Raw genomic sequence first — 25,183 nt, 5'->3', positions numbered from 1 at the left:
GGGCGGGCGCCCGACGCGCCTGCCCCGCACGGGTGTTCAGCAGCGCTCGACCGGCTTCCCGGCCGTCAGCCGGTAGGGCGCCCGCGCGTCGAGCAGCAGGGTCACGAGCGCCCGCCGCGACTGCCGCACCGGCACGAAGGCACCCGCACCGGATCTCCGTACGGTGATGCCGTGCAGCGCCAACTCGTCCCCGAAATCGGCGACTTGGGCGGGGTCGAGGCGGTAGCCGCAGGGTGGGTGTTGCAGGATCTCGGCGGGGTCGGCGGGGTCGTTGTCGGCGCCGCCGAGATAGACCGGTCCGCCGCCGCGCAGCCCTGCCGTACGGGCCGCCGCGGTGGCCGCCGCCACCTGCTTCCCGCGCTCTCCCGCGAACCGGAACAGCCCGCCGAGTGCCGCGAGTTGGGAGTCACGGCGCCGCCGGTTGTTCCGCGCGGGGTCGGCGGCCTCGGCCGGGGTGCCGGGGTCGACGCGGCTCTCGATGAGCAGCCCTGCGCTGTGCTTGACGCCGGCCATGTTGCGCAGGACGCGTTCCTGGCCGTCGCCCGCGACCTGCTTGACCGGCTCCCCCGTCGCGGGGTCGGTCCAGATGCCGTACGTGCCCGTGGTGTGTCCGGCGCGGTGGGCGGCGGGCCTGACGTAGTGCGCGGACAGGGCGCGGGAGGCGTCGTGGACGGCGGGCGCGGTGTTGAGGTTGCGGGGCCAGAGGTCGAAGAGGTCCTTGTCGTAGGAGCCGGGGGTGGAGCCGTACTCGTGCAGGTCGTAGACGACGTCCGGGGCGCGGTCGCGCAGGACGGCGGCCAGGGCGCGGGCCTCGGGGGTCTTCAGGGCGAGATGGTCGCGGTTGATGTCGACACCTTCGGCGTTGCCGCGGGTGTCGGCGGCGCGGCCGTCGGGGTTGGCGGTGGGGACGACGAGGAGGGTGGTGCGGCGCAGGAACTTCTCGGTGGCCGGGTCCTTGGTGTAGGCGAGGTCGCGGACGGTGGTCAGGCACGCCTCGCGTCCGGCGGGTTCGTCGCCGTGCTGGCTGCACACGAGGAGGACGGTGGTGGTGGCCCGCGCGTGGCCGCCGACGCGGACGAGCCGCAGGGGGCGGCCTTCGCGGGTGGTGCCGATCCGGGACACCGACACGCGGTCGGAGTCCCGGTCGGCGGCGGCGAGGAGCCGCTGTTCCTCGTCCTGGCCGGTCCACCGCGCGCCGTGGCTCTGCTCGAACCCGGTGCGCGGCACGGCCGGCGCGGCGCCGGCCGGGGCCGGGGCGGACGCGCCGAGCGCCACCACGACCACGGCCGGCACGAGAGTGCGGGCGCGTGTCACGAACCGTCGCCCGGGACCGGACGCGCCCGGCGCAGGGTGCTCACGCCGTCGGCGCCCTTGGCGTGCGGGAGGGCGCGCGCGTGGCCCGAGGTGGCCTCGGCGACCGCGCCGGGGCCGCCGACGACCGGGACGCGGGCCGCGCTGCGGGCCAGGTCAAGGGTGAGGGTGGGGCGAGTGGCCGGCGGGTCGATGAGGTCCTTGTCGGTGCCGGCGACGATCAGCGCGAGCCGGTGGCCCTTGGGCACGACGTGGTCGGCGGCGGCCAGCGAGATCGTCAGCGTGTAGGGCTTGCCGGGGGTGAGCGGGCGGCCCTTGGCCGGGTCGGCGTAGGTGCCGAGGTCGGCCCAGCCGCGGCTGAACACGGTGGCGTTCACGTCGGCGGTCGCGGTCGCCGTCTTCAGGAAGCAGGAGCTGTCGCCCGCGGTGCTCGGGCCCCAGCAACTGCGGTCGGTGAGGGTGGTGATGCCCTCACCTGCGCCCGCGTAGTCGCGGATGGTCGCCGGGCCGAGGTCGACGAGGACGGCGCTGAGGTGGGCGCTCGCGGTCGTCGGGGTGGCCGTGACGGTGACCGTGGAGGAGCCGGACAGGCGCAGGTCCTCGCCGAGCGGGCGGCTGACGAAGCCGGTCTTGGCGGGGGTGGGGCTGTCGGCGGCCGCCGCCCAGTCGGTCTCGCTCAGGGCCGGGTCGTCGGTGAAGGTCTCGGTGCCGGAGCCGGTCTTCAGGCCGAGGGTGCCGACGCCGGGGGCGTCGCCCTGGCCGGGGCGCAGGGTGGTGGCCCGGGTGGCGCGCGGCGGCCAGACCTTCTCGGTGGTCCAGTGGTCGGGGGTGCGCTCGATGTCGGCCATCGGCTCGCGGTCGACGCCGTTCTCGTAACCGAGGAGTTCGTGGTCGAACCAGCGGTGCAGGGTGTCGACCCAGGCGCCGCGCCGGTAGTCGAACGGGTCGACGTGGCCGGTCTGGGAGAGCCAGATCTTGCGCTCGACGCCGTTCTTGGCGAGGGCGTCCCACCACTGGCCGAAGTGCTTGGCGCGGACGTTGAGGTCCTGCATGCCGTGGACGACGAAGACGCTGGCCTTCACCTTGCGGGCGTCCTTGACGTAGTCGCGTTCCTGCCACAGCCGGGTCCAGTCGCCGGTGCGGGGCGCTTCGTCGACAAGTCGCTTCTGTACGGCGGCGCAGCGGGCGCGGGCGGCGGGGCTCTCCACGTAGTCGGACAGCCACTCGGGGCCGGAGTCGTACAGCGGGGCGCCCTGCTGGAAGTAGTAGTCGTACCAGGAGGAGATGCCGCCGATGGGCACGATCGTCCTGAGGCCCTCGACGCCGGTCGCGGCGACGCCGTTGGCGACGGTGCCGTCGTAGCTCTTGCCGATCATTCCGGTGCGGCCGTTGGTCCAGCCGGCGGTGGCGCGCTGGGTGCCGGCGCGGGTGGTGTAGCCCTTGGCGCGGCCGTTGAGCCAGTCGACGACGGCCTTCGCGGACTGGATGTCAGAGGCGCCGCCGACGTCGACGCAGCCGTCGGAGCGGTTGGTGCCGGCGAGGTCGACGCCGACGAAGGCGTAGCCGCGGGGCACGAAGTAGTTGTCGTAGAACAGCGGCATCTGGACGACGTTCCCGGCCGCGTCGTACGTCTTCTTCTGGCTCTCGTTGCCGCGTCCGCAGCAGGAGTAGTACGGGCTGGCGTCCATGATCACGGGGACCTTGCGGCCCTTCGCGGCGGCCTCGCGGGGGCGGACGATGTCGACGGCGACGCGGTCGGTGCGGCCGTCGCCGTCGCCGTCGAGCCGGGTGTCGACCCAGACGGACTCGCGGATGGCGTTCTCATACGAGTAGACGGGCTGCGAGGCGCGGGCTGTGGGGGGCGCCGCCTGGGCGGCCGCGGGGGTGAGCAGCACGGCGAGCAGGGCGGCGACGGCCGCGGCGGCGAGGGTGCGCCAGGGGCGGCGGGTGCGTCTGACGGGTATCGGCATGGCGCGGAAGGTACACGGGTCGTCTCCCGCGCGACAGAGGGCCGCACGCACCGGTGTCAGGCGCGTGGGACATGTGGCGCATGTCGGCCGAATGGCGATCATGTGACAAGGGGTGCGGTGGACGTGACCGGGGCGGGCGGTGCTCAATAGGCTCGCGTACGAGAGCAACCCTCCGCGTGTTCCTACGACTTGGAGCTTCTTGTGTACCGCAGACTCATCGCCCCCGGCGCCCTCGCGGCCTCCCTCCTGCTGGCGATCCCGGCATCGGCGGCCGACTTCACGCCCGGGGCCGCGGGCATCGGCGACGCCTACTACCCGACGTACGGGAACGGCGGCTACGACGTCTCCCACTACGACCTGCGCCTGAAGTACCAGCCCAAGAGCGGGGTGTTGGAGGGCACGGCGACGCTTCTCGCCACGTCCACGCAGGATCTGTCGCGCTTCGACCTCGACTTCGGGCTCGCGGTGAGCGAGGTGCGGGTCAACGGCAAGCCGGCCGCGTTCGCCAAGGCCGGTGAGCAGGAGCTCCAGGTGACGCCGAAGGCGGGGCTGCCCAAGGGCACGCCGTTCTCCGTCGTCGTCAAGTACGCGGGCAACCCGACCGATCTGAAGCTGTGGGGCTTCACCTCGCCGCAACGCACGCCGGACGGCGCGGTGTTCGCCAACGAGCCGGAGTCCGCGGCCTGGTGGTTCCCCTCCAACGACCACCCGCTCGACAAGGCGACCTACGACGTGTCGGTCGCCGTGCCCGACGGGACGCAGGCCATATCCAACGGCACGCTCCAGTCGCAGAGTTCGAAGCTCGGGTGGACGCGGTACAACTGGCGTTCCAGCCATCCGCAGGCCAGTTACCTCACGACGCTCGCGGTCGGCAAGTTCGACATCACGACCGACACGACGGCCGACGGCATCCCCGTCGTCAACGCCTACAGCAAGGACCTCGGGGCGAACGCGGGTGCCGCGCGGGCCAGCGTCGAGCGCACCACCGAGGTCGCCGAGTGGCTGGAGTCCGTCTACGGCAAGTACCCCTTCGAGGCGCTCGGCGGATACGTGCCGAACGTCCCCTCGGGCTTCGCGCTTGAGACGCAGACCCGGCCGTTCTACTCCCCCAAGCAGTTCGCGAACGGCTCCAACGTCTCCGTCGTCGTCCATGAGCTGGCCCACCAGTGGTACGGCGACAGCGTCTCCGTGAACGGCTGGAAGGACATCTGGATCAACGAGGGCTTCGCGCGGTACAGCCAGTGGCTGTGGTCGGAGAAGGAGGGCGAGGGCACGGCGCAGGAGCTGGCGGACTACGTGTACGCGCAGCACCCCGCCGACGATCCCTTCTGGAAGGTCAAGCCGGGGGATCCGGGGGCCGACGACCAGTTCTCCGCGGCCGTCTACGACCGGGGGGCCGTCGCCATCCAGGCGCTGCGCAACGCCGTCGGCGAGAAGAAGTTCTTCGCCATCCTGAAGGGCTGGCCTCAGGCGCACGCCTACGGGAACGCGACCGTCGGTGACTTCATCTCCTACGCGGAGAAGGTCTCCGGCAAGAAGCTGCGCGGGCTGTTCGACACGTGGCTCTACCAGGAGTCCAAGCCGGCGGTGGCGTCCGCGCGCGGAATCGTGAACAAGGCGCCTGCGCGACCGGCATCCTGGAAAAAGATCGCCGCGACAAACACCCTCCACTGACAGCACCTCTCCGGCGGGGGCCGGGTATGCGGGTCCAGTGAAGCCCCCTTGCAGTACCGCTTTGCGCAGTTCCCCGCGCCCCTGGGTAAGTGGGTGGCCCCGGCCGGTGAGTGACCTCGACTTTCGTCGTGGTTGCTCGCGCAGTTCCCCGCGCCCCTGGAGGGGCGGCTTCGCCGCCACCTCCATAGGGGAAGCTGCACGCAGTGCATGCTTCAGGGGCGCGGGGAACTGCGCGAGAAGCCCCACCGGCCGAAAGGTGACGAACCACGGGCAGGCCCACCCACCCAGGGGCGCGGGGAACTGCGCGATCAGCCACGACGAGAGTCGAGCGCGAACGACCCGCCCGACGGGGCTGTCACCTCAGGGGCGCGGGGAACTGCGCAGCCCGCCTTGGCCGAGCGCAGCCGTCCGCGCCCGATACGCCAGAGGCAGATACCCGTACCGGGACGGAAGCCGCGGCACCGTCAGGCGTACGAGCGCCGCCACGCGCCGGAGCCGCCTCTCCTGCCGGGAAGACCAGGAAAGCCCCAGCGCCCCCCGCGCCTCCGGCGGCAAAAGCCCCACCGACAAGAACGCCATCCCCCGCGCCAGCACCCTCCGCACCCCGGGCCACACCACCCGCAGAGCCCAAGGCGCCCCCGGCGGAGCCGGAATCACCCGCCGAGGCGAGACCAGCTCGTCGACGACGGCGTTGCGCCCGACCTCCGCGGCCAGCATCTCGCGGTAGTACGGCCAGAACTCCGCGGTCGTCGCGGGCATGTCCCGGTCATGGATGCCGAGGATCCGCCCGACCATGAGCCACTCCGCGTAGAACCGCTCGTCCTCCTCCGCCGTGAAGGGCCGCGCGAAGTACCGCCGGGCGTAGCGGGCGACGGGATACCCGGTGGCGTGCACCCAGGCGTACGCGTCGGGCCGCAGCGCGTGATACCGGCGGCCCCGCGCGTCCGTCCCCTGGATCGTGCGGTGCAGCCGGCGCAGGCGGCGCCCTTCGTCGACGGCGCGCTCACCCCCGTACACCCACAGCAGGACGGACGTGAGGGAGCGGGCGCCGCGCCCCCACGGGTCCGTACGGAAGACGGAGTGGTCGTCGACGCCCGCGCCGACGGCGGGGTGGGCGACTTGGAGGACGAACGCGGCGGGCAGCGCCAGCAGCGAGCGGATGTCGCCCGCGGTGTCCCAGAGGATGCCGCCGGGCGGGGGCGGCTCGGGGTCGGGGTCGCTCTGTTTCATGCCACTTCCCGCGGGACGACGCCAAGGCGTACGGCACTGCCGTACCCCCGGGACCCCTGAGACCCCTGGGACGGATGTGCCGTACTCCCCAGTATGCGCCCGCCGCGTCCCCGGCTCCCGCCGGGGCGGGGTCAGCAGGGCTTGACGTACCAGACCGGATGCCAGTCGCCGGTCTCGTCGAAGACCTCGTAGTCGCGGCTCGCGGGGCGGGTCTGGTAGACGAGGTTGTAGCTCTTGCCGTACATGCGGGCGACCGTGCCCGGGGTCTGGTAGTTCCACCAGGAGCCGCCGCTGTTCCAGCCGTCGGGGATCTCGTGGTACGTGCAGCTCGTGCGCTCCCAGAAGCCGCCGGTGAAGTGCGCACCCGACCAGCCGCAGAAGTACTTGTAGTCGCACGAGTTGATGCCGGTCGCGGACCGGGGCGCGGCGAGGTCGCGGGCCCGCTTCTGGCCAGGCGCGGCGACGACCATGTGCCCGTCGGGCCAGTCGATGCGGTTGGCGGAGACCTGGGTGCCGCCCAACTGCCGCAGGTAGCCGCGTACCTCGTTCTGGAGCGTGCGCGTCTGCGCGGGGGTGAGCCCCGCCCGCTCTGCCTGGGCCTGGAACGCGGGAGCCCCCTGCCCCGCCGGAGCCGCGTGCACGGGCGCGGCCAGTGCCGTGCCCACGAGCGCCGCCCCCGCCGCGACCAGCGCGGCCTGCTTCTTCCACTCACGCATCCTGGTCATGTCTCTCCCCTGTCAGGGGAGCCCGCCGTGCTGGCCGGCTCCGTTCCTCCGGCCGTCCCGCGCGGCGGGCTCCGCCACCGGACGCGTCCGCCGTCCGCGGAGCGTCTGGGATCAGCCAACTACCGGAGCTATCGCGGCTGTGAGTGATTCGAGCCTCTTCGAATGCGCGGCGCGTCCCTACGATCCAGGGGTGATCTCGGTGACGCTCGACGCGACCAGCCTGAGCCGGGTCAGGCTCGCCCTCTCCCCCGCCTACGAGGCCGTGCTGTGGCTGCGGCTGGCAGCGGCGGGGCGACGGCATCCGGTGTTCGGGGACCCGGGACCGGCGGCGCGGTGGGCGCTGCGCCGGCCGGACGTGGCGTTGATCGCCCGGTGTCAGCCGGACGGGCGGGGCGGGCTGACGTACATGCCGGACCTGCTGACGCCCAAGCCCGCGCCGGGGCCCGCGGGGAGCGTGTTCGCCGAGCAGGTGGCGATGACGGCGGCGACGCCCGCGCCGGAGGCGGTGCGCCAAGTGGCCGGGGTGCGGTTCGGGGCGGGGCCGGTGCCCGCGCCGGTGCTGTCCGCGCTGGAGGCGGGCGACTTCGGGCGGCGGGCGGCGGGCGGGCTGCGGCAGTTCTGGGACGACGTCCTCGCCGACCAGTGGAGCGGTGTGCGCGCCACCCTGGACGCCGACCTGTCCGCCCGGGCACGCGTCATGGCCGCGCACGGCGTGGGGCACCTGCTGGAGACGCTGCACCCCTCGGTCACCCGCAGCGGTACCCGCCTCGATCTGCGCAAGGGCGGGTACCGCGAGACGCTGGCGACGGCGGGCGGCGAGGTCGTCCTCGTTCCCACCGCGCACGGCACGGGCATCGGCGTTCAGGTGGAGCCCGCGGGCGATCTGGTGCTGTTCTGTCCGGCGGCGGGCGCGGGCGCGCGGCCCGACGGGTCCGGGGCGCCGGCGATCGGGCGGCTGCTCGGCCGGAGCAGGGCCGCCCTCCTCGCGGACCTCGACCGCCCCCGTACCACCGGTGAACTGGCCGAACGCTGTGCGCTCGCCCCCGCCACGGTCTCGTACCACCTGTCGGTGCTGTATCGCAGCGGACTCGTGCTGCGCCGGCGGCAGCGTCACCAGGTGCGGTACTCGCGCACCGTGGAGGCGGACGCGCTGCTCGGCAGGTGAGCGGGACCGGGGCGCGCGGTCGCCGGCTCGCGGGGCGAGGGCGCCCCGGTCAGCGCGGGGGCGGCGGGTTCGGGGGGCGGCGGGCCAGGTCGGAGGCCAGTTCCGCCACGCAGGTGCACAGGTCCGTGACGGCGGCGGCGTGCCGGGGGTCGGCCGGGGCGGGATGCGGGGGCACGACGTGGGCGCGGAGCGTGGCCGGCGCCGGCGCGGGCCCCGGGGCGGGTGGTGCGGGAGCCAGGACGCGGGGCCTGCGGCGGACGGTGGTCAGCACGAGCGCCACCACCGCCGCCGCGTACAGGGCCAGGGGACCCGGCAGGAGGGGGACATCACGCGGTACGAGCGCCATGCCCCTGTCCTACCCGCCCGGCACGCGGCCCCAACGCGCGTGCCGGGACGGGCACTTCCCGCCTGCCCGGGCGGCGGGGACGTACACCCCGCGGATCAGGACTTGTCGCCGGGCTCCGACGGCTCCTGCTCGGTGCGGCGCGCGATGCGCTTGCGGGAGGTGTACCAGCCGATCACCAGGGCGAGGGCGACGATCGGGACGAGGGAGAGCGTCTTGCGGCCGGTCTCGGAGTCGTTCCACATCAGGGCCAGAACGAGCACCAGGAACGCGATCGTGACGATCTCGATCACCGGCGACCACGGCAGCCGGAAGGAGGGCCGCTCCACCAGGCCCTGCTTGGCGCGGCGGACGAACGCCAGATGCGCCACCATGATCATGACCCAGGTGCCGATGATGCCGATGGAGGAGATCTCGATGACGATCTCGAAGGCGTCGGCGGGCAGCAGGTAGTTCAGGCCGACGCCGAGGACGCCGACCCCGGCCGTGAGCAGGATGCCGCCGTAGGGGACCTGGCTGCGGTTCATCCGGGCGGTGAACTTCGGGGCGGAGCCCGTCATCGCCATGGAGCGCAGGATGCGGCCCGTCGAGTACAGGCCGGAGTTGAGCGAGGACATCGCGGCGGTGAGGACGACGAGGTTGACGATGTCACCGATGCCGCCGACGCCCAGCTTCGAGAAGAGCGTGACGAAGGGGCTCTCGCCCGCCTTGTACGTGGAGGAGGGCAGCAGCAGCGCGAGCAGCAGCACCGAGCCGCAGTAGAAGATGCCGACGCGCCACATGATGGAGTTCACGGCACGCGGGACGACCTTGTGCGGCTCGGCGGTCTCGCCGGCGGCGACGCCGACCAGCTCCAGGGCCGCGTACGCGAAGACGACGCCCTGCATGACGAGGATCACCGACATCATGCCGCCGGGCATCCAGCCGCCGTGGTCGGTGATCATGTGCAGGCCGGGTGTCTGGCCGTCGATCGGGTGCTGGGTGGCGACGAGGAAGATGCCCACGAACAGGAAGGCGACGAGGGTCGCCACCTTGACGATCGCGAACCAGAACTCCATCTCGCCGAAGTACTTGACGGAGACGAGGTTGACGCTGAGCACGACCGCGAGGGCGATCAGCGCGAGCACCCACTGCGGTATGGAGGTGAACGCGCTCCAGTACTGCGTGTACAGGGCGATGGCGGTGATGTCCGCGATGCCCGTCATCGACCAGTTCAGGAAGTACATCCAGCCGGCGACGTAGGCGCCCTTCTCGCCGAGGAACTCACGCGCGTACGACACGAAGGAGCCGGACGAGGGCCGGTAGACGACCATCTCGCCGAGGGCGCGCACGACGAAGTAGGCGAAGACTCCGCAGACGAGGTACGCGAAGACGAGCGCGGGGCCCGCGTCGTGGAGGCGACCGCCGGCGCCGAGGAAAAGGCCGGTGCCGATCGCGCCGCCGATGGCGATCATGTTGACGTGGCGGCTCTTGAGGTCCTTGCTGTAACCGGCGTCGCCCGCGTCGGCGGGCGCCTGGGCGGCGTCGGCGGGCGACGCGTCCAGGGCCGTGTTGACGGCGTCCTTGCTCACGTGGGGGTGTCCACTCTGTGGTGCCCGGGGCGTGGGGCCACCGGGGTCCGGATGTGCGCGGCCCGCGACACCCCTGACAGCGCGCGGACCGACTGTGCACCTTCCCCCACCCGTCACCGCACACGCGGTGGCGGAGATCACATAGCGGTTCTTCTCACAGGACGAGACGCCTCTGTACAGGCTCCCGTCGAGGGCGTATAAGCGCTGCCCGGGCCGTCGTGGACCGACCGGGAGGCTTTCACAACTTCGGTGTGTCAGCAATACTGTTGCACTGGACCGGCACGATCACGAGGCGGAGATGACGACGGACATCGACGGCGCCGAAGCGGCGCCGGGACCCACCCTGACCGTCGACGAACTGGCCGCGCGCGCGGGCGTCACGGTCCGCACGATCCGCTTCTACAGCACGCGCGGGCTGCTGCCGCCGCCGGTGATCGGGCCGCGCCGGGTCGGCCACTACGGGCAGGACCACCTCTCGCGGCTCGCGCTCATCGAGGAGTTGCAGCACCAGGGCATGACGCTCGCCGCGATCGAACGCTACCTGGAGCAGCTGCCGGCCGATCTGAGCGCCCACGATCTGGCCATCCACCGGGCGGTCGTGGCGAGCTGGGCGCCGGACGCGGCCGAGGACCTCGACCGCGCGGAGCTGGAGCGCCGGGCCGGGCGGGCGCTGTCGGACACGGACGTGGACCGGCTGACGGCCATGGGCATCGTCGTCGGGTACGAGGACGACCGCTACCGGGTGGACGTGGGGCTGCTGCGGCTCGGGGCGCAGTTGCTGGATGTGCCGATCGAGCACGAGGCGATCCTCGCCGCGCGCACGATCCTGCTGCGGCACACCCGGCAGGCCGCGCACGAGCTGTCGCGGCTGTTCCAGGACGAGGTGTGGGGGCGCGAGGCCGCCGGGGAGGCGGACCCCGAGCGGCTGGCGGCGATGAAGTCGCTGTCCGCGCACATGCAGCCGCTGGTGGCGCAGGCACTGGTCACCGCGTTCCAGCGGTCGCTGAGCGAGGAACTGCGGCAGGCGTTCCACCAGGGGGGCTGAGCGGCACCGACGGCGCCCGCCTCGGGGTGGAGGCGGTTTCGGGGCGCCGGCGGCCTCGGCGCGGCACGAGCGGGCCCTACGCGGCACGAGCGGCCCGACGCGGCACGAGCGGCCGGACGCGCGCGGGCCGGCGGGAGACCGCCCCGCTGAGGGGGCCGCCTCCCGCCGGCCGAGGGCGCAGGTGGCCGGGTCAGTCGGTGAAGGTCTCGCCCTTCTCCGCCTTCTCCACGAGCAGCGCGGGCGGCAGGAACCGGTCGCCGTACCGCTCGGCCAGTTCGCGGGAGCGGGCCACGAAGCCGGGCAGCCCGCCCTCGTAGCCGTTGATGTACTGGAGCACGCCACCGGTCCAGCCCGGGAAGCCGATGCCGAAGATCGAGCCGATGTTGGCGTCGGCGACCGATGTCAGCACGCCCTCTTCGAGCAGTTTGACCGTGTCGAGGGCCTCCGCGAACAGCATGCGCTCCTGCATGTCCGCGAACGGGATCTCGGTTCCCGGCTTGGTGAAGTGCTCACGCAGGCCCGGCCACAGCCCGGCGCGCTTGCCGTCCTCGCCGTACTCGTAGAACCCGGCGCCGCCGCTGCGGCCGGTGCGGCCGAACTCGTCGATCATGCGGTCGATGACGGCCTCGGCGGGGTGGGTGTCCCAGGTGCCGCCCGCCTCCAGGATCGCGGCCTTGCTCTCGTTGCGGATCTTGCGGGGCAGCGTGAGCGTCAGCTCGTCCATGAGGGACAGCACCTTCGCGGGGTAGCCGGCCTGGCCCGCCGCCTGCTCGACCGACGCCGGCTCGATGCCCTCGCCGACCATGGCGATGCCCTCGTTCATGAAGTGGCCGATGACGCGGGAGGTGAAGAAGCCGCGCGAGTCGTTGACGACGATCGGCGTCTTGTTGATCTGCCGTACGAGGTCGAAGGCGCGGGCGAGGGCCTGCTCGCCGGTGCGGGCGCCCTTGATGATCTCCACCAGCGGCATCTTGTCGACGGGCGAGAAGAAGTGCAGCCCGATGAAGTCGGCCTGCCGCTCGACGCCCTCGGCCAGCTCCGTGATGGGCAGCGTGGAGGTGTTGGAGCACAGCAGCGCGTCGGGCGCGACGATGCCCTGGATCTCCTGGAACACCTTGTGCTTGAGCGCCGGGTCCTCGAACACCGCCTCGATGACCGCGTCGCAGCCCGCGAGGTCCTGCGGGTCGGCGGTGGGCGTGATGCGGGCGAGCAGCGCGTCCGCCTTCTCCTGGGTGGTACGGCCCCGCTGCACGGCCTTGGCGCACAGCTTCTCGGAGTAGCCCTTGCCTTTGGCGGCCGACTCGGCGGACACGTCCTTGAGGACGACCTCGATACCGGCGCGGGCGCAGGAGTAGGCGATGCCCGCGCCCATCATGCCGGCGCCGAGGACCGCGACCTTGCGCACCTTCGTCGGCTCGATGCCCTTCGGGCGGTTGGCGCCGGAGTTGACGGCCTGGAGGTCGAAGAAGAACGCCTGGATCATGTTCTTCGCGGTCTGCCCGGTGACCAGCTCGGTGAAGTAGCGGGCCTCGATGGTCAGCGCGGTCTCGAAGTCGACCTGGGAGCCCTCGACGGCGGCGGCGAGGATGTTGCGGGGCGCCGGGTAGGGGGCGCCGTTGAGCTGCTTCTTCAGGTTGGCGGGGAACGCCGGGAGGTTCGCGGCGAACTTGGGGTGGGCGGGGGTGCCGCCCGGGATGCGGTAGCCCGGCTTGTCCCAGGGCTGCTGCGACTCGGGGTTCGCGTCGATGAAGGCGCGGGCCTTGTCGAGCATCTCCTCGCGGGTGGCGGCCAGTTCATGGACCAGGCCGTTGTCGAGGGCGCGCTTCGGGGTGTACTGGGTGCCCTGGAGCAGCACCTTGAGGAGGGCGTCGGCGATGCCCATGAGGCGGACGGTACGGGTGACGCCGCCGCCGGCCGGGAGCAGGCCGAGGGTGACCTCGGGCAGGCCGATCTTGGAGCCGGGGGCGTCGAGGGCGACGCGGTGGTGGCTGGCGAGGGCGATCTCGTAACCGCCGCCGAGGGCCGCGCCGTTGATGGCGGCGACGACGGGCTTGCCGAGGGTCTCGATGCGGCGCAGGGAGGTCTTGATGCCGATGCCGGTCTCGAAGACGGCCTGGGCGTCCTCGGGTCCTGCCTTGACCATGTCCTTGAGGTCGCCGCCCGCGAAGAAGGTCTTCTTGGCGGAGGTGTAGATGATCCCGCGGATGGAGTCGCGCTCGGCCTCGGCGCGGTCGGCGACGGCGGCGATGGACTCCTTGAACGCCTGGTTCATGGTGTTCGCGGACTGGTTCGGGTCGTCGAGGACGAGGGTGACGATGCCGGTGTCGTCCTGTTCCCAGCGGATGGTGGAGCTGGCGGTCATGTCGTGTCTCCGTGATGTCTTGTGCGGCGGGGTTGTGCGCGGCTACGGGGAAGGGGGGTGCGGGTGCGTCGCCGGGTGCGGGTGGTTCGTGGTTGCTCGCGCAGTTCCCCGCGCCCCTTCGGTGCGCACTGCGTGCGCGACCTCCATCGGGGGAAGCAGGGGCGAAGCCCCGCTTCCAGGGGCGCGGGGAACTGCGCGAGAAGCCCCACGCACCCGCACCCGGCGACGAAACCGGCGGAGCTACACGCGTTCCACGATCGTGGCGATGCCCATCCCGCCCCCCACGCACAACGTCGCCAGCCCGTACCGCAGGTCCCTCCGCTCCAGCTCGTCCACGAGCGTGCCGAGGATCATCGCGCCGGTCGCCCCCAGCGGGTGCCCGAGCGCGATCGCGCCGCCGTTGACGTTGACCTTGTCGAGGCTGAGCCCCATGTCCCGTACGAAGCGGAGCACGACCGCCGCGAACGCCTCGTTGATCTCGACGAGGTCGATGTCGTCGATGGTCAGCCCGGCCTTGGCCAGCGCCTTGCGGGTGGCGGGCGCCGGGCCGGTGAGCATGATGGTCGGCTCGGAGCCGGAGACCGCCGCGGAGACGATGCGGGCGCGCGGCGTGAGCCCGTACCGCTCCCCCACCTCGCGGGAGCCGACGGCGACGAGGGAGGCGCCGTCGACGATGCCGGAGGAGTTGCCCGCGTGGTGGACGTGGTCGATCTTCTCCACCCAGTGGTACTTCTGGAGCGCGACCGCGTCGAAGCCGCCGAGGTCGCCGATGTCCGCGAACGACGGCTTGAGCTTGGCGAGCGAGTCGGCGGTGGTGCCGGGCCGCGGGAACTCGTCGTGGTCGAGGACGGTCAGCCCCGCGCGGTCCTTGACGGGCACGACGGACCGCTCGAAGCGCCCGTCCTTGACGGCGGCGGCGGCCCGCTCCTGGGAGAGCGCCGCGTACTCGTCCACGTCGCGCCGGGAGAAGCCCTCGATGGTGGCGATGAGGTCGGCGCCGATGCCCTGGGGCACGAAGCCGGTCTCGAAGTTCGTCATCGGGTCGGCGAACCAGGCGCCGCCGTCGGAGGCCATCGGCACCCGCGACATCGACTCGACGCCGCCCGCGAGGACGAGGTCCTCCCAGCCCGAACGGACCTTCATCGCGGCGAGGTTGACGGCTTCGAGGCCCGAGGCACAGAAGCGGTTCTCCTGCACGCCCGCGACGGTGTCGGGCAGCCCGGCGGCGATGGCCGCGATGCGGGCGATGTCGGAGCCCTGGTCGCCGACGGGTCCGACGACGCCGAGCACGATGTCGTCGACGGCGGCCGGGTCGAGGCCCGGGAAGCGGGCGCGGATCTCGTGGATCAGGCCGACGACCAGGTCGATCGGCTTGGTGCCGTGCAGGGAGCCGTTGGCCTTGCCCCGGCCGCGCGGGGTGCGGATCGCGTCGTAGACGTACGCGTCTGTGGTCACGGAGGTGCCTTTCGAAGCAGCGGAACTACGAGGTGACGAGGGGTGGGTCAGGCGAGGAGGGAGCGGCCGATGATCTCCTTCATGATCTCGGTCGTGCCGCCGTAGATGGTCTGGATGCGTCCGTCCGTGAAGGCGCGGGCGACGCGGTACTCGGTCATGTAGCCGTAGCCGCCGTGCAGTTGCAGGCAGCGGTCGGCGACGCGCTTTTGCAGTTCGGTGGCCCACCACTTGGCCATGGAGGCGTGCACGGCGTCCAGGGTGCCCGCCGAGTGGTCCTCGATGCAGCGGTCGAGGAAGGTCCGGGTGACGGCGCACTCGGTGGCCATCTCGGCGATCTCGAACCGGATGTGCTGGAGCTTGGCGAGCGGGCGCCCGAAGGCGTGGCGCTCCTTGACGTACTCCGTGGTGATCTCCAGGAGGTGTTCGGCGGCGGCGATGGCGGCGACGGCGATGCCCATGCGCTCCTGCGCGAGGTTCGTCATCAGGTGGATGAACGCGCCGTTCAGCTCACCGAGCAGATTCTCCTTCGGGACGCGTACGTCGTGGAAGAACAGCTCCGCCGTGTCCTGGGACTTCTGGCCGATCTTGTCGAGGTTGCGGCCCCGCTCGAAGCCCTCCATGCCGCGCTCGACGACGAGCAGGGACAGGCCGTGGGCGCCGCCGTCGAGGGTCGTCTTCGCCACGACCACGACGAGGTTGGCGAGGATGCCGTTGGAGATGAACGTCTTGGAGCCGTTGAGCAGCCAGTGGTCGCCCTTGTCCTCGGCGCTGGTGCGGATGGCCTGGAGGTCGGAGCCCGCGCCGGGTTCGGTCATGGCGATGGCCGTGATCAGGGAGCCGTCGCAGAAGCCGGGCAGCCAGCGGCGCTTCTGCTCCTCGGTGGCGAGCGAGGTGAGGTAGGGGCCGATGATGTCGTTGTGCAGGCCGACGGCGAGCCCGGCGGCGCCCGCGCGGGTGAACTCCTCGGCGAGCACGGCGCTGTAGCGGAAGTCGGCGTTGCCGCCGCCCCCGTACTCCTCGGGCACCGCGAGCCCGAGCAGGCCCTGGCGGCCGGCGGCGAGCCAGGCCTCGCGCGCGACGATGCCGTCCTTCTCCCACTGCTCGTAGTGGGGGGTGACCTCTTTCGCGAGGAAGGTGCGGACGGTCTCGCGGAACGCCTCGTGCTCGGGGCTGAACAGGCGTCGTTCCATGCTGGTGATCAACTGCCTTTCGTGGCGGGCTCGGTGAGGGCGGGCACGTCCCAGTCGCGGGCGACGGCCTCGGTGTCGGCGCCGGGGCGGGCCGGGCCGGTGCGGACGGCGGTGGGGGTGCCCGAGAAGCGGGGGGCGGGGGCGGGCTGGGTGAGGCCGCCGTGGTCGACGAAGGTGCCGCGCGCGGCGAGATGCGGGTGGTCCGGCGCCTCGCGCAGCGACAGGACGGGCGCCACGCACGCGTCGGAGCCGTCGAAGACGGCCGTCCACTCGGCGCGCGTACGCTCCTTGAAGCGGGCGGCGACGGCGTCGCGCAGCTCGTCCCAGCGGCCGAGGTCGGCGCGGGCGGAGGCGGTGTCCGCAAGGCCCATCAGGCGCATGAACTCGTCGTAGAACTGCTGTTCGAGGGCGCCGACCGCCATGTACTGGCCGTCGGCGGTCTCGTAGGTGCCGTAGAAGGGGCAGCCGCCGTCCAGGAGGTTGGTGCCGCGCCGGTCCTGCCAGCTTCCGGCGGCGAGCATGCCGTGGATCATCGCGGAGAGGTGGGCGGCGCCGTCCACGATGGCGGCGTCGACGACCTGGCCGCTTCCGGTGGCGCGCGCGTGGTGCAGGGCGGCGAGGACGCCGACGACGAGGTAGAGCGAGCCGCCCGCGTAGTCGCCGACGAGGTTCGCGGGGACCGTGGGCGGCTCGCCGGGGGCGCCGATCATGCCGAGGGTGCCAGTGAGCGCGATGTAGGCGATGTCGTGCCCGGCGCGCGGGGCGAGGGGGCCTTCCTGCCCCCAGCCGGTCATGCGGCCGTAGACCAGGCGCGGGTTGCGGGCGTGGCACTCCTTGGGGCCGACGCCGAGCCGTTCGGCGACGCCGGGGCGGTAGCCCTCGATGAGCACGTCGGCCCGTTCGACCAGGCGCAGGACGCGCTCGGCGCCGTCGGCGGCCTTGAGGTCGACGACGACGGACCGCTTGTTGCGGTTGGTGATGTCGTACGCGGGGTCGATGCCGAGGCCGGCGCCGCCCGGGCGGTCGACGCGGACGACATCGGCGCCGAGGTCGGCGAGGAGCATCGCGGCGAAGGGCCCGGGCCCGATCCCGGCCAGCTCCACCGCGCGCACCCCGGCGAGCGGGCCCGGCTCGCGGCCCCCGCCCTGCGTTCCTGCCACGGTCATCCGGTCCGCCCCCAGTCTGTGACACAACTGATGTAACACCAGCGATGCTAAGAACCCGTTCCAGTGAGCACAAGACCTGGCGAGCAAGCGCTCAGTAAGGATCGTGTGCGGGGCGGGCGGGACGTAGCGGGTACGACCTGGGCGGGACCTGGGCACGGCCTAGGCTGGCGGCATGGAAGCGATCCTGGTCAGCGCGTGTCTGCGGGGTGTCCCGTGCCGGTTCGACGGGCGGGCGAAGGGCGACGAGGAGTCGGTTCTCGCGCGGCCCGAGGTCGCGGGCAAGCGGGTGGTGTCGTTCTGTCCGGAGGTCGCGGGCGGGCTCCCCACCCCGCGCGGGCCCGCCGAAATCGTGGGCGGCGACGGCCATGACGTACTGGACGGGACGGCGCGGGTCGTGGAGGACACCGGGCGGGACGTGACCGCCGCGTTCGTCGCCGGGGCCGAACAGGCGCTGGCCGTCGCCCGCGGGCACGGCTGCTCCGAGGCGCTGTTGATGCCGCGCAGCCCCTCGTGCGGGCGGGGCGCGGTGTACGACGGCACGTTCTCCGGGGCGGCGGTGCCCGGTGACGGGGTGACGGCGGCGCTGCTCGGGCGCGTCGGCATCACGGTCCGGCCCGCGTCGGACGTCTGAGCGCGGTCCGGGGACGCCCCCTGCCCGGCGCGCCCCCGGCACACGCTAGCCTCGGCCACCGACAACGGCGGCGACGCGGAGCGAGGGGTCTCATGGACGGGCCGGGCAAGGCGGAGAAGACGGGCGGCGACACGGGCGGCCGCGCCGAACGGGCTTATGACGTCGTGCTGTTCGGGGCGACGGGCTTCGTGGGCGCGCTGACGGCGGAGTATCTGGCCGCCCACGCGCCGAAGGGGCTGCGCTGGGCGGTCGCGGGCCGGGACCGCGCCAAGCTGGAGCGGCTGCGGGAGCGCCTGACCGGCATCGATCCCGCGTGCGCGGTGCTGCCGCTGGTGCACGCGGACGTCGCCGACCCGGCGTCGCTGCGCGCCCTCGCCGCCTACGCGCGCGTGGTGGCGACGACGGTCGGCCCGTATCTGGAGTACGGCGAGGACCTGGTCGCGGCCTGCGCCGACGCGGGCACCGACTACGTGGATCTCACCGGCGAGCCCGAGTTCGTGGACCGCACCTACGTCCGGCACGACGCGCGGGCCCGGGAGACGGGCGCCCGCCTGGTGCACGCCTGCGGGTTCGACTCCGTGCCGCACGACCTCGGCGCCTGGTTCACCGTGCGGCAGTTGCCCGCCGGGGTGCCGCTGCGCGTCGACGGGTACGTGCGCTCGAACGCGGCGCTGTCGGGCGGCACGTTCGCCTCGGCGCTCGGTCAGTTCGGGCGGGCGCGGCAGATGCTCGCGGCGCGGCAGGAGCGGCGGCGCCACCAGCCGCGCCTGGTGGGCCGCGCGGCGTACGCGCCGACGGCGGGCCCCCGGTACGCGAAGGAGGTCGGCGCGTGGGCGCTGCCGCTGCCGACCATCGACCCGCAGATCGTGCAGCGTTCGGCGCGGGCCATCGAACGCTACGGGCCCGACTTCCGCTACCGCCACTACGCCGCCGTCCGCACGCTGCCGATGGCCGTGGGCGGGGTCGCCGCGGTGGGCGCCCTGTTCGCGGCGGCGCAGGTGCCGCCCGCGCGGCGCTGGCTCGGCGGGCGGCTGCGGCCGGGCGAGGGGCCGGACGAGGCGCGCCGGGCGGCGAGCTGGTTCTCGGTGCGGTTCGTCGGCGAGGGCGGCGGGCGCCGGGTGTTCACGGAGGTGGCGGGCGGCGACCCGGGGTACGGCGAGACGGCGAAGATGCTCGCGGAGTCCGCCCTGAGTCTGGCCCTCGACGACCTGCCGCCGGTCTCGGGCCAGGTCACGACGGCGGTGGCGATGGGCGACGCGCTGATCGACCGGCTGCGGGCTGCGGGCCTGACGTTCCGGGTGGCGGCGGTGCGCTGAGCGCGGCGCCGCACCGTGGACACGCGGCCCTCCCGCGGGGGTTCACCCTGAGGCGAGGGCCGCCGTCAGCGCGTCGCGGCACAGCCGGTCCGCCCTGCGGGTCGTCTCCGGGAGCCGGAACGCGGGGGTGAGGGCCAGGGCGTGGGCGCAGGCATTGTCCAGGCTCACGCGGTGCCCGACGGAGACGTAGACCGGCTTGACGCCCGTACGGGTGCGCAGCGCGCGGCCGACCTCCTCGGTGCCGTCCATGAGGGCGGCCGCGCTGCCCCGCTGTGCGCCGAGCGGGCCGTGCGTGAAGCCGAACGGGTTCTTCGCCACGCCCATCGTGGGCAGCCCGGTGACCACCCCCAGGTGGCTGGCGAGGCCGAAGCGGCGGGGGTGGGCGAGGCCGTAGCCGTCGCAGACGACGAGGCCGGGCGGCGCGGTGAGGCGGCCCAGCGCGTCGAGGACGGCGGGCAGTTCGCGGAAGGCGAGGAGTCCGGGCACGTACGGGAAGGCGACGGGCCCGACCGCGGTCGCCTCCTCGACGACGGCGAGGGTGCCCGCGTCCAGGACGACGGCCGCCGCGGCGACGACCCCGGCCTCGTCGTCGTAGGCGACGTCCAGTCCGGTGACCGCCCCGGTGCCGGGCGGGGGCCCGGGCTCGTCGCGTACGACACGGCCGCGCAGGGCGTCCTGCACGGCGCGCGCCGCCTCCTCGTCGGCGGGCCACTCGGCCCCCGCCCCCTTGATCGTCATGCTGCCAGGGTAGACCGCCCCCTCTTGGGTGCACCCTGCATCGACTTGACGGTCCGATTGCCACGCGTTCGCGGCGCGTTCAACTCGGGGTCCCTGTGTGGGACTTGTGCGCTCCCTAGGGTCCAGGTGGCCCAGGAGGGGAGAGCGGATGGACCTCGGCGACACAGCGCCGGCCGTGCGGGCGCGCGGCATCACCAAGACGTTCGGGGACGTCGTCGCGCTCGACGGGGTGGGCCTCGACGTGGCGCGCGGGCGCGTGCACGGCCTGGTCGGGCCGAACGGCGCGGGCAAGACGACCCTGCTCGGGCTGCTCCTCGGCCTCGCGGCCCCCGACGCGGGCACCCTGGAGATCCTGGGCGTGCCGCAGGGCCGTACCCTCGCCGCGCCGGCCGGTGTCGCCGGGTTCGTGGACGGCCCCGGCCTGTACCCGTCGCTGACGGCCCGCCGGAACCTGGCCGCGCTCGCCGCCCTGCACGGCACCCCCGGCGCCGCGCGCGCCGTCACGGACGTCCTGGCGCGGGTCGGCCTCACCGATGTCGCCGACGAGCGGGTACGGGGCTTCTCCCTCGGCATGCGGCAGCGGCTCGGGCTCGCGGCGGCGCTGCTCGCACGGCCGGCGCTGCTGGTCCTGGACGAACCGGCGAACGGGCTCGACCCGGCGGGCAAGCGGCAGGTGCACGAGGTGCTCGGCGCGCTCGCGGCGGCCGGCACGGCGGTCGTCGTCTCCAGTCACCGCATGGACGACGTCGAGGCGCTCTGCGCCGAGGTCACGCTGCTCGCCACCGGACGCGTCGCGTTCTCCGGCCCCCTGGCCGGCCTCACCGCGCCCGACCGGGGCCTGGCGTACCGCCTGCGCACCGGGGACCCGGAAGCCGCGCGCCGCGTTGCCGCCGGGACGGAAGGCGTGCGGGTGGTGGACGGGGCGGGCGCGGGCTCGGGCGCGGGGAGCGGTGATCCGGCGGTGCTGGTGGTCGCCGCGCGGGAGCCGGCCCTCGACGACCTCGTGACGCGGCTGGTGAAGGCGGGCGTGGCGCTGCGCGAACTGGCGCCGGTCGTCTCGCCGTTGGAGGCGGCGTTCCTGGAACTGACGCGTACCGCGCCGGGTCCGGGCGCCGGGGTCGAGGAGGGACAGGCGTGACGCTCACTCTCGTACCGGACGGGGTGGTGGCCGCTCCCCCGCGGCCCGTGCCGGTGCGGCGCGGCTACCGGTTCGAACTGGTCAAGCTCGTCTCGCAGTGGCGGGTGCGGCTGCTGGTGCTGGTGTGCTGGGTGGTGCCGGGCGTGTTCGTCGCGGCCGTCGCGCAGCAGAGCACCCTGCCGTCGGACACGCTGTTCGGGCGGTGGATGCACGCCACCGGGTGGGCGGGCCCGCTGGTGATGCTGGGGTTCGCCGGGAGCTGGGCGCTGCCGCTGGTCACGTCGGTGGTGGCCGGTGACGTGTTCGCCGCGGAGGACCGGCTCGGGACCTGGCGGCATCTGCTGGTGGCCGTGCGCTCGCCGCACCGGATCTTCGTGGCGAAGGCGCTGGCGAGCCTCACCGTGATCCTCGTCCTGGTCGCCGGGCTCGCCGCCTCCAGCACGCTCGGGGGCCTCATGACCGTGGGCAGCCATCCGCTGGTGGGCCTGGACGGACATGTGCTGCCCGCGTCGGACGCGGCCCGGCAGGTGCTCCTCGCCTGGGTGTGCGCGCTCGCCCCGACGCTCGCGCTGTCGGCGGTCGGACTGCTCGGGTCGGTCGCGCTCGGCCGCTCCCCGATGGGCCTGCTGCTGCCCGCGTTCGTCGCCCTCGCCACGCAGCTCGCGCAGCTGCTGCCGCTGCCGGTGTCGGTGCGGCTCGCGCTGCCCGGCTACGCGTTCCTGTCGTGGAACGGCCTGTTCACCAGCCCCCGGCAGACCGGCCCGCTGCTCATCGGCGTCGCCGTGTCGCTGGTGTGGGCGGTGGCGGCGACCGCGCTGGCCCACGCCCTGTTCGTACGGCGCGACTTCACCAACCCGGCCGCCGACGCCGCCGGGCGCCGCGCGCTGACCCGGGGGGCGCTGCCGCTGCTCGGGCTCGGCGCGGCGAGCGTCGCGCTGCTGGCCGCGACGCTGCCCGCGGGCGGCTCCGGCATCACCCAGGACAAGGTGCAGCGGTCGGTCGCCACGGCGTTCGCGCATCTGTACCGCGTCCAGACCGACGAGCTGCACCGGCCCGCCGTCACCGAGGCGCGGCTGCGCGCCACCGCGTCCTGCGACAAGGGCAGCGCGCGGGTGGCCGCCGAGGGCCCCGGCAACGACTGGCGGTGTGTCGTGTCCTGGCATCTGCCGGGCACCGAGGCCGTCGGGCAGGCCGTGTACCAGCTCGACGTCACCGCTGACGGGCGGTTCGTCGCCGACGGCGACGGGCCGAAGGAGGTCAACGGCTACTTCCTGGTCCGCACCCCGACCGGGGACGGGCCGAACCCGCTGTGGCAGTTCGACGCCAACGTCGAGCTGCCGAAGGCCACTTCGAAGGGATGACTCCGATGCAGGTAACACGCCGCAGGCGTGCGCGGCCCCCGCTCGTGGAGGCGGCGACGCGGCCCGCGGGGCGGCGCAGACGGCTGCTCCTCGCCGGTGCGACGGCCCTCGCGCTGACCGCCGCGGGCACCGCGTTCGCGGCGACGGACCAGTTCGGCCGCGATCAGGTCGGCCAGGTCACCCGCGACGGGCAGGTGATCTCCAGCGACCAGTACCTCGCCCCGTACGGCGACCGGCTCGTGCTGAACGACGGCAAGATCATGTCGTCGTCGGTCAGCCCGGACGGCACCCGGCTCGCCGCGTCGGTGACGGACGGCGGCATGGCCCTGGAGATCGTGGACCTGAAGAACTGGAAGGTGATCCAGCGCGTCGGCGCCAACGCGGCGGCCGATCTGCGGATCCCGAACAACTCCGTGGGCCAGGAAGGCCCGACGTACTCCCCCGACGGCAAGCAGGTGTGGCTCGGGCAGACGGACGGCTACACCCGGTTCACCGTCGCCGACGACGGCACGCTGTCCGCCCCGGTGACGGTCCCGATCCCGGCGGACGGGCCCCGGCACTCGCTCGTCGGCGAGCCGGTGTTCTCCCCTGACGGCTCGACCGTGTACGCGGCGGTCAACGGGCAGAACCGGGTCGTCGCCCTCGACGCGGCCACCGGCGCGATCCGCCGCAGCTGGGCCGTGGGCAATGCGCCCCGCGACATCGCCCTCGCGGACGGCAAGCTGTACGTCAGCAACGAGGGCGGCCGGCCCGCGAAACCCGGGGACACGACCCTCAACTCGTACAACACGCAGGTGCCCGCCGACCCGAAGACGGCGGCGACGACCACCGGCACGGTCAGCGTCATCGACCCGGACAAGGCGGACGACGCGGTGACCTCGCTCGCGGTCGGTCTGCACCCGACGGCGGTGTACGCGAAGAAGGGCGCGGTGTTCGTGACGAACACCGCCACGGACGAGGTGTCGGTGATCGACACCCGCAAGGACAAGGTCGTCCAGACGATCTCGACCAAGCCGTGGCCCGAGGCGTCCGTGGGCTACGAGCCCGACGCGGTCACCCTCACCGACGACGGCCGGCTCCTCGTCACGCTCGGCCGGGCGAACGCCGTGGCCGTCTACCGCTACAAGTCGCCGCAGGAGCCGGTGAGTTACGTGGGTCTGCTGCCCACCGACTACTTCCCCGCCGAGATCACGACGGCCGGCGACCAGGTCGTCGTCTCCAACACGCGCGGTATCGACGCCCGCAGGCCCACCACGAAGGCCGGGCACGCCACGCACGACACGACGGCGAGCGTGCAGCACTTCACGCTGCCGGCCGACCGGGTGATCCGCGCGCAGACCGCCAAGGTGTTCCGGCAGAACGGCTGGACGCACGGAGCCGTCAAGAAGGGCCACGGCAAGGCGAAGCCGGTGCCGGTCCCGGCGCGGCTCGGCGACCCGTCGACCATCAAGCACGTCTTCCTGATCGTCAAGGAGAACCGCACCTACGACCAGGTCTTCGGCGACGTGGCGAAGGGGAACGGCGACCCGGCGCTCGCGGAGTTCGGCGCGAACGTCACGCCCAACCAGCACGCCATGGCGGAGCAGTTCGGCCTGTACGACAACACGTACGACATCGGCACGAACTCCGCCGAGGGCCACAACTGGCTGATGCAGGCGGACGATCCGGAGTACACGGAGTCCTCCGCCGGTGAGTACGCCCGCAGTTACGACACCGAGGACGACGCGCTCGGCCACCAGCGCTCCGGGTTCCTGTGGACCGGCGCGCAGGACGCGGGCCGGTCGGTGCGCGACTTCGGGGAGTTCCACCAGTTCCTCACCAAGCCGTCCGGGGCGAGCTGGCAGAACCTGTACTGCGACGCGAAGAACATGCGGGCGAGCGGCGACGACACCGCGTACAAGCTCGTGTCCTCCTCGCCGATCCCCTCGCTCAACGACGTGTCGGTGCCCGGCTTCGCCAAGTTCGACACGAGCGTGCCCGACGTGTACCGCGCGGAGATCTGGAAGCGGGACTTCGAGAAGAACGGGCCCGCCGACCTCAACATGTTCTGGCTCTCCAGCGACCACACCGGCGGCCCGGCGAACGCGCCCGCGCAGGTCGCGGACAACGACCTCGCCACGGGCCGGATCGTGGACCAGATCTCGCACAGCGCGTACTGGAAGGACTCCGCGATCTTCGTCGTCGAGGACGACTCCCAGGCCGGACTCGACCACGTCGACGGGCATCGCGCCCCCGTGCAGATCATCAGCCCGTGGGCCCGGCACGGCGCCGTCGACAGCCGCTACTACACGCAGATCACCATGATCCGCACCATCGAGCAGATCCTCGGCGTCCGCCCGATGAACCAGAAGGACAGCGCGGCGACCCCGATGGCCGGGGCGTTCACGACGAAGCCCGACTACACGCCGTTCACCACGCTGCCCAACCGCACGCCGTTGACGGACGGGCTGAAGACGCCCCCCTCGTGCGGTGTGGACGTCCCCGCGAAGCAGGACCCGAAGGCGGCGGCCGTGCCGTCGACGAAGGTCCCGCAGCAGCGCAGGGCGCTCGCCGCGCAGTGGGACGCGTGGAAGGCGAAGCAGCGGCTGACCGGCCCGCACGCGGTGCCGGACTTCGCCAACCCGGCGCAGATGAACCACTTCACGTGGTACGAGACGCACGGCTGGACCAAGCCGTACCCGGGTGAGAAGAAGCTGTACGCGCCGAAGGATGTCCCGGGCGCGTTCATCCCCTCGGCGGAGAACGACGGCTAGCCGCCCCCGCTGACGCGAGGCGCGCCCGTCCCGGACTGC

General features: G+C 73.1%; 19 protein-coding genes. 8 read left to right on the top strand and 11 right to left on the bottom strand.

What is annotated here, in order from left to right; genetic code table 11:
- Window positions 1–36: 36 nt before the first annotated feature.
- Window positions 37–1,314, bottom strand: coding sequence for a M14 family metallopeptidase (locus ACZ7LY_RS17725; protein WP_471625518.1), 1,278 nt, complete (start codon window positions 1,312–1,314; stop codon window positions 37–39).
- On the bottom strand, window positions 1,311–3,281 hold the full coding sequence (locus tag ACZ7LY_RS17720) for a Xaa-Pro dipeptidyl-peptidase (protein WP_471625517.1): 1,971 nt from the start codon (window positions 3,279–3,281) through the stop codon (window positions 1,311–1,313). The genes ACZ7LY_RS17725 and ACZ7LY_RS17720 overlap by 4 nt, the downstream gene beginning before the upstream one ends.
- A gap of 201 nt (window positions 3,282–3,482) precedes the next feature.
- On the opposite strand from ACZ7LY_RS17720, the gene ACZ7LY_RS17715 reads away from it, so the two are divergent.
- Complete coding sequence (locus ACZ7LY_RS17715; protein ID WP_471625516.1) at window positions 3,483–4,955, top strand: M1 family metallopeptidase; 1,473 nt, start codon at window positions 3,483–3,485, stop codon at window positions 4,953–4,955.
- A gap of 360 nt (window positions 4,956–5,315) precedes the next feature.
- Here ACZ7LY_RS17715 and ACZ7LY_RS17710 read toward each other — a convergent pair whose 3' ends face one another.
- Together ACZ7LY_RS17710 and ACZ7LY_RS17705 are read right to left on the bottom strand one after the other, a co-directional pair.
- A complete protein-coding gene (locus ACZ7LY_RS17710) occupies window positions 5,316–6,185 on the bottom strand; it encodes an oxygenase MpaB family protein (RefSeq protein WP_471625515.1) in 870 nt (289 codons plus the stop codon).
- A gap of 131 nt (window positions 6,186–6,316) precedes the next feature.
- On the bottom strand, window positions 6,317–6,910 hold the full coding sequence (locus ACZ7LY_RS17705) for a peptidase inhibitor family I36 protein (RefSeq protein WP_471625514.1): 594 nt from the start codon (window positions 6,908–6,910) through the stop codon (window positions 6,317–6,319).
- Between the two features lie 190 nt (window positions 6,911–7,100).
- Here ACZ7LY_RS17705 and ACZ7LY_RS17700 point away from each other — a divergent pair, with 190 nt between their 5' ends.
- Window positions 7,101–8,075, top strand: a complete 975-nt coding sequence (locus ACZ7LY_RS17700; RefSeq protein ID WP_471625513.1) for a winged helix-turn-helix domain-containing protein — start codon at window positions 7,101–7,103, stop codon at window positions 8,073–8,075.
- A gap of 49 nt (window positions 8,076–8,124) precedes the next feature.
- On the opposite strand, the gene ACZ7LY_RS17695 is transcribed toward ACZ7LY_RS17700, so the two are convergent.
- Both ACZ7LY_RS17695 and ACZ7LY_RS17690 read right to left on the bottom strand, forming a co-directional pair.
- Window positions 8,125–8,421: a hypothetical protein gene (locus ACZ7LY_RS17695; protein ID WP_471625512.1), complete on the bottom strand. Its 297-nt coding sequence runs from the start codon at window positions 8,419–8,421 to the stop codon at window positions 8,125–8,127.
- A gap of 95 nt (window positions 8,422–8,516) precedes the next feature.
- The gene (locus ACZ7LY_RS17690) at window positions 8,517–9,989 is read right to left on the bottom strand and encodes an amino acid permease (RefSeq protein ID WP_471625511.1); all 1,473 of its coding nucleotides are present in this window, start codon (window positions 9,987–9,989) and stop codon (window positions 8,517–8,519) included.
- Window positions 9,990–10,287: 298 nt separating this feature from the next.
- Between ACZ7LY_RS17690 and ACZ7LY_RS17685 the strand changes: the two genes are divergently transcribed.
- Window positions 10,288–11,034 (top strand): MerR family transcriptional regulator, encoded by a 747-nt coding sequence (locus tag ACZ7LY_RS17685; RefSeq protein WP_471625510.1) that lies wholly within the window; start codon window positions 10,288–10,290, stop codon window positions 11,032–11,034.
- A gap of 190 nt (window positions 11,035–11,224) precedes the next feature.
- On the opposite strand, the gene ACZ7LY_RS17680 is transcribed toward ACZ7LY_RS17685, so the two are convergent.
- From ACZ7LY_RS17680 to ACZ7LY_RS17665, 4 genes are all read right to left on the bottom strand, one after another.
- Window positions 11,225–13,396, bottom strand: coding sequence for a 3-hydroxyacyl-CoA dehydrogenase NAD-binding domain-containing protein (locus tag ACZ7LY_RS17680; protein WP_471625509.1), 2,172 nt, complete (start codon window positions 13,394–13,396; stop codon window positions 11,225–11,227).
- A gap of 240 nt (window positions 13,397–13,636) precedes the next feature.
- The gene (locus ACZ7LY_RS17675; protein ID WP_471625508.1) at window positions 13,637–14,851 is read right to left on the bottom strand and encodes an acetyl-CoA C-acetyltransferase; all 1,215 of its coding nucleotides are present in this window, start codon (window positions 14,849–14,851) and stop codon (window positions 13,637–13,639) included.
- Window positions 14,852–14,898: 47 nt separating this feature from the next.
- Complete coding sequence (locus ACZ7LY_RS17670; protein ID WP_471625507.1) at window positions 14,899–16,041, bottom strand: acyl-CoA dehydrogenase family protein; 1,143 nt, start codon at window positions 16,039–16,041, stop codon at window positions 14,899–14,901.
- Between the two features lie 8 nt (window positions 16,042–16,049).
- Window positions 16,050–17,207: a CaiB/BaiF CoA transferase family protein gene (locus tag ACZ7LY_RS17665; protein ID WP_471625506.1), complete on the bottom strand. Its 1,158-nt coding sequence runs from the start codon at window positions 17,205–17,207 to the stop codon at window positions 16,050–16,052.
- A gap of 172 nt (window positions 17,208–17,379) precedes the next feature.
- Between ACZ7LY_RS17665 and ACZ7LY_RS17660 the strand changes: the two genes are divergently transcribed.
- Entirely contained in the window at window positions 17,380–17,838 is a 459-nt protein-coding gene (locus tag ACZ7LY_RS17660) for a 2-thiouracil desulfurase family protein (RefSeq protein WP_471625505.1), read from the top strand.
- A 92-nt stretch (window positions 17,839–17,930) separates the two neighbouring features.
- A complete protein-coding gene (locus ACZ7LY_RS17655) occupies window positions 17,931–19,154 on the top strand; it encodes a saccharopine dehydrogenase family protein (protein WP_471625504.1) in 1,224 nt (407 codons plus the stop codon).
- A gap of 42 nt (window positions 19,155–19,196) precedes the next feature.
- Here ACZ7LY_RS17655 and ACZ7LY_RS17650 read toward each other — a convergent pair whose 3' ends face one another.
- Window positions 19,197–19,892: an endonuclease V gene (locus tag ACZ7LY_RS17650; RefSeq protein ID WP_471625503.1), complete on the bottom strand. Its 696-nt coding sequence runs from the start codon at window positions 19,890–19,892 to the stop codon at window positions 19,197–19,199.
- Window positions 19,893–20,040: 148 nt separating this feature from the next.
- Between ACZ7LY_RS17650 and ACZ7LY_RS17645 the strand changes: the two genes are divergently transcribed.
- The 3 genes from ACZ7LY_RS17645 to ACZ7LY_RS17635 are packed head-to-tail and all read left to right on the top strand — an operon-like array spanning window position 20,041 to window position 25,144.
- Entirely contained in the window at window positions 20,041–21,030 is a 990-nt protein-coding gene (locus ACZ7LY_RS17645; RefSeq protein WP_471625502.1) for an ATP-binding cassette domain-containing protein, read from the top strand.
- On the top strand, window positions 21,027–22,391 hold the full coding sequence (locus tag ACZ7LY_RS17640) for an ABC transporter permease (RefSeq protein WP_471625501.1): 1,365 nt from the start codon (window positions 21,027–21,029) through the stop codon (window positions 22,389–22,391). The genes ACZ7LY_RS17645 and ACZ7LY_RS17640 overlap by 4 nt, the downstream gene beginning before the upstream one ends.
- A 5-nt stretch (window positions 22,392–22,396) precedes the next feature.
- Window positions 22,397–25,144: an alkaline phosphatase family protein gene (locus tag ACZ7LY_RS17635; RefSeq protein WP_471625500.1), complete on the top strand. Its 2,748-nt coding sequence runs from the start codon at window positions 22,397–22,399 to the stop codon at window positions 25,142–25,144.
- The last annotated feature ends 39 nt before the right edge of the window (window positions 25,145–25,183 follow it).

The organism is Streptomyces sp. NPDC107550 (genome assembly GCF_055639095.1).
This window is presented reverse-complemented; position numbering and strand designations above follow the sequence as displayed.

Bases quoted from the DNA above. Each gene is read 5' to 3' on its own strand.
- ACZ7LY_RS17645 (WP_471625502.1), top strand. From the start codon at position 20,041: ATGGACCTCGGCGACACAGCGCCGGCCGTGCGGGCGCGCGGCATCACC.
- ACZ7LY_RS17635 (WP_471625500.1), top strand. From the start codon at position 22,397: ATGCAGGTAACACGCCGCAGGCGTGCGCGGCCCCCGCTCGTGGAGGCG.
- ACZ7LY_RS17680 (WP_471625509.1), bottom strand. From the start codon at position 13,396: ATGACCGCCAGCTCCACCATCCGCTGGGAACAGGACGACACCGGCATC.
- ACZ7LY_RS17720 (WP_471625517.1), bottom strand. From the start codon at position 3,281: ATGCCGATACCCGTCAGACGCACCCGCCGCCCCTGGCGCACCCTCGCC.
- ACZ7LY_RS17705 (WP_471625514.1), bottom strand. From the start codon at position 6,910: ATGACCAGGATGCGTGAGTGGAAGAAGCAGGCCGCGCTGGTCGCGGCG.
- ACZ7LY_RS17695 (WP_471625512.1), bottom strand. From the start codon at position 8,421: ATGGCGCTCGTACCGCGTGATGTCCCCCTCCTGCCGGGTCCCCTGGCC.
- ACZ7LY_RS17685 (WP_471625510.1), top strand. From the start codon at position 10,288: ATGACGACGGACATCGACGGCGCCGAAGCGGCGCCGGGACCCACCCTG.
- ACZ7LY_RS17665 (WP_471625506.1), bottom strand. From the start codon at position 17,207: ATGACCGTGGCAGGAACGCAGGGCGGGGGCCGCGAGCCGGGCCCGCTC.
- ACZ7LY_RS17660 (WP_471625505.1), top strand. From the start codon at position 17,380: ATGGAAGCGATCCTGGTCAGCGCGTGTCTGCGGGGTGTCCCGTGCCGG.
- ACZ7LY_RS17670 (WP_471625507.1), bottom strand. From the start codon at position 16,041: ATGGAACGACGCCTGTTCAGCCCCGAGCACGAGGCGTTCCGCGAGACC.
- ACZ7LY_RS17710 (WP_471625515.1), bottom strand. From the start codon at position 6,185: ATGAAACAGAGCGACCCCGACCCCGAGCCGCCCCCGCCCGGCGGCATC.
- ACZ7LY_RS17650 (WP_471625503.1), bottom strand. From the start codon at position 19,892: ATGACGATCAAGGGGGCGGGGGCCGAGTGGCCCGCCGACGAGGAGGCG.
- ACZ7LY_RS17655 (WP_471625504.1), top strand. From the start codon at position 17,931: ATGGACGGGCCGGGCAAGGCGGAGAAGACGGGCGGCGACACGGGCGGC.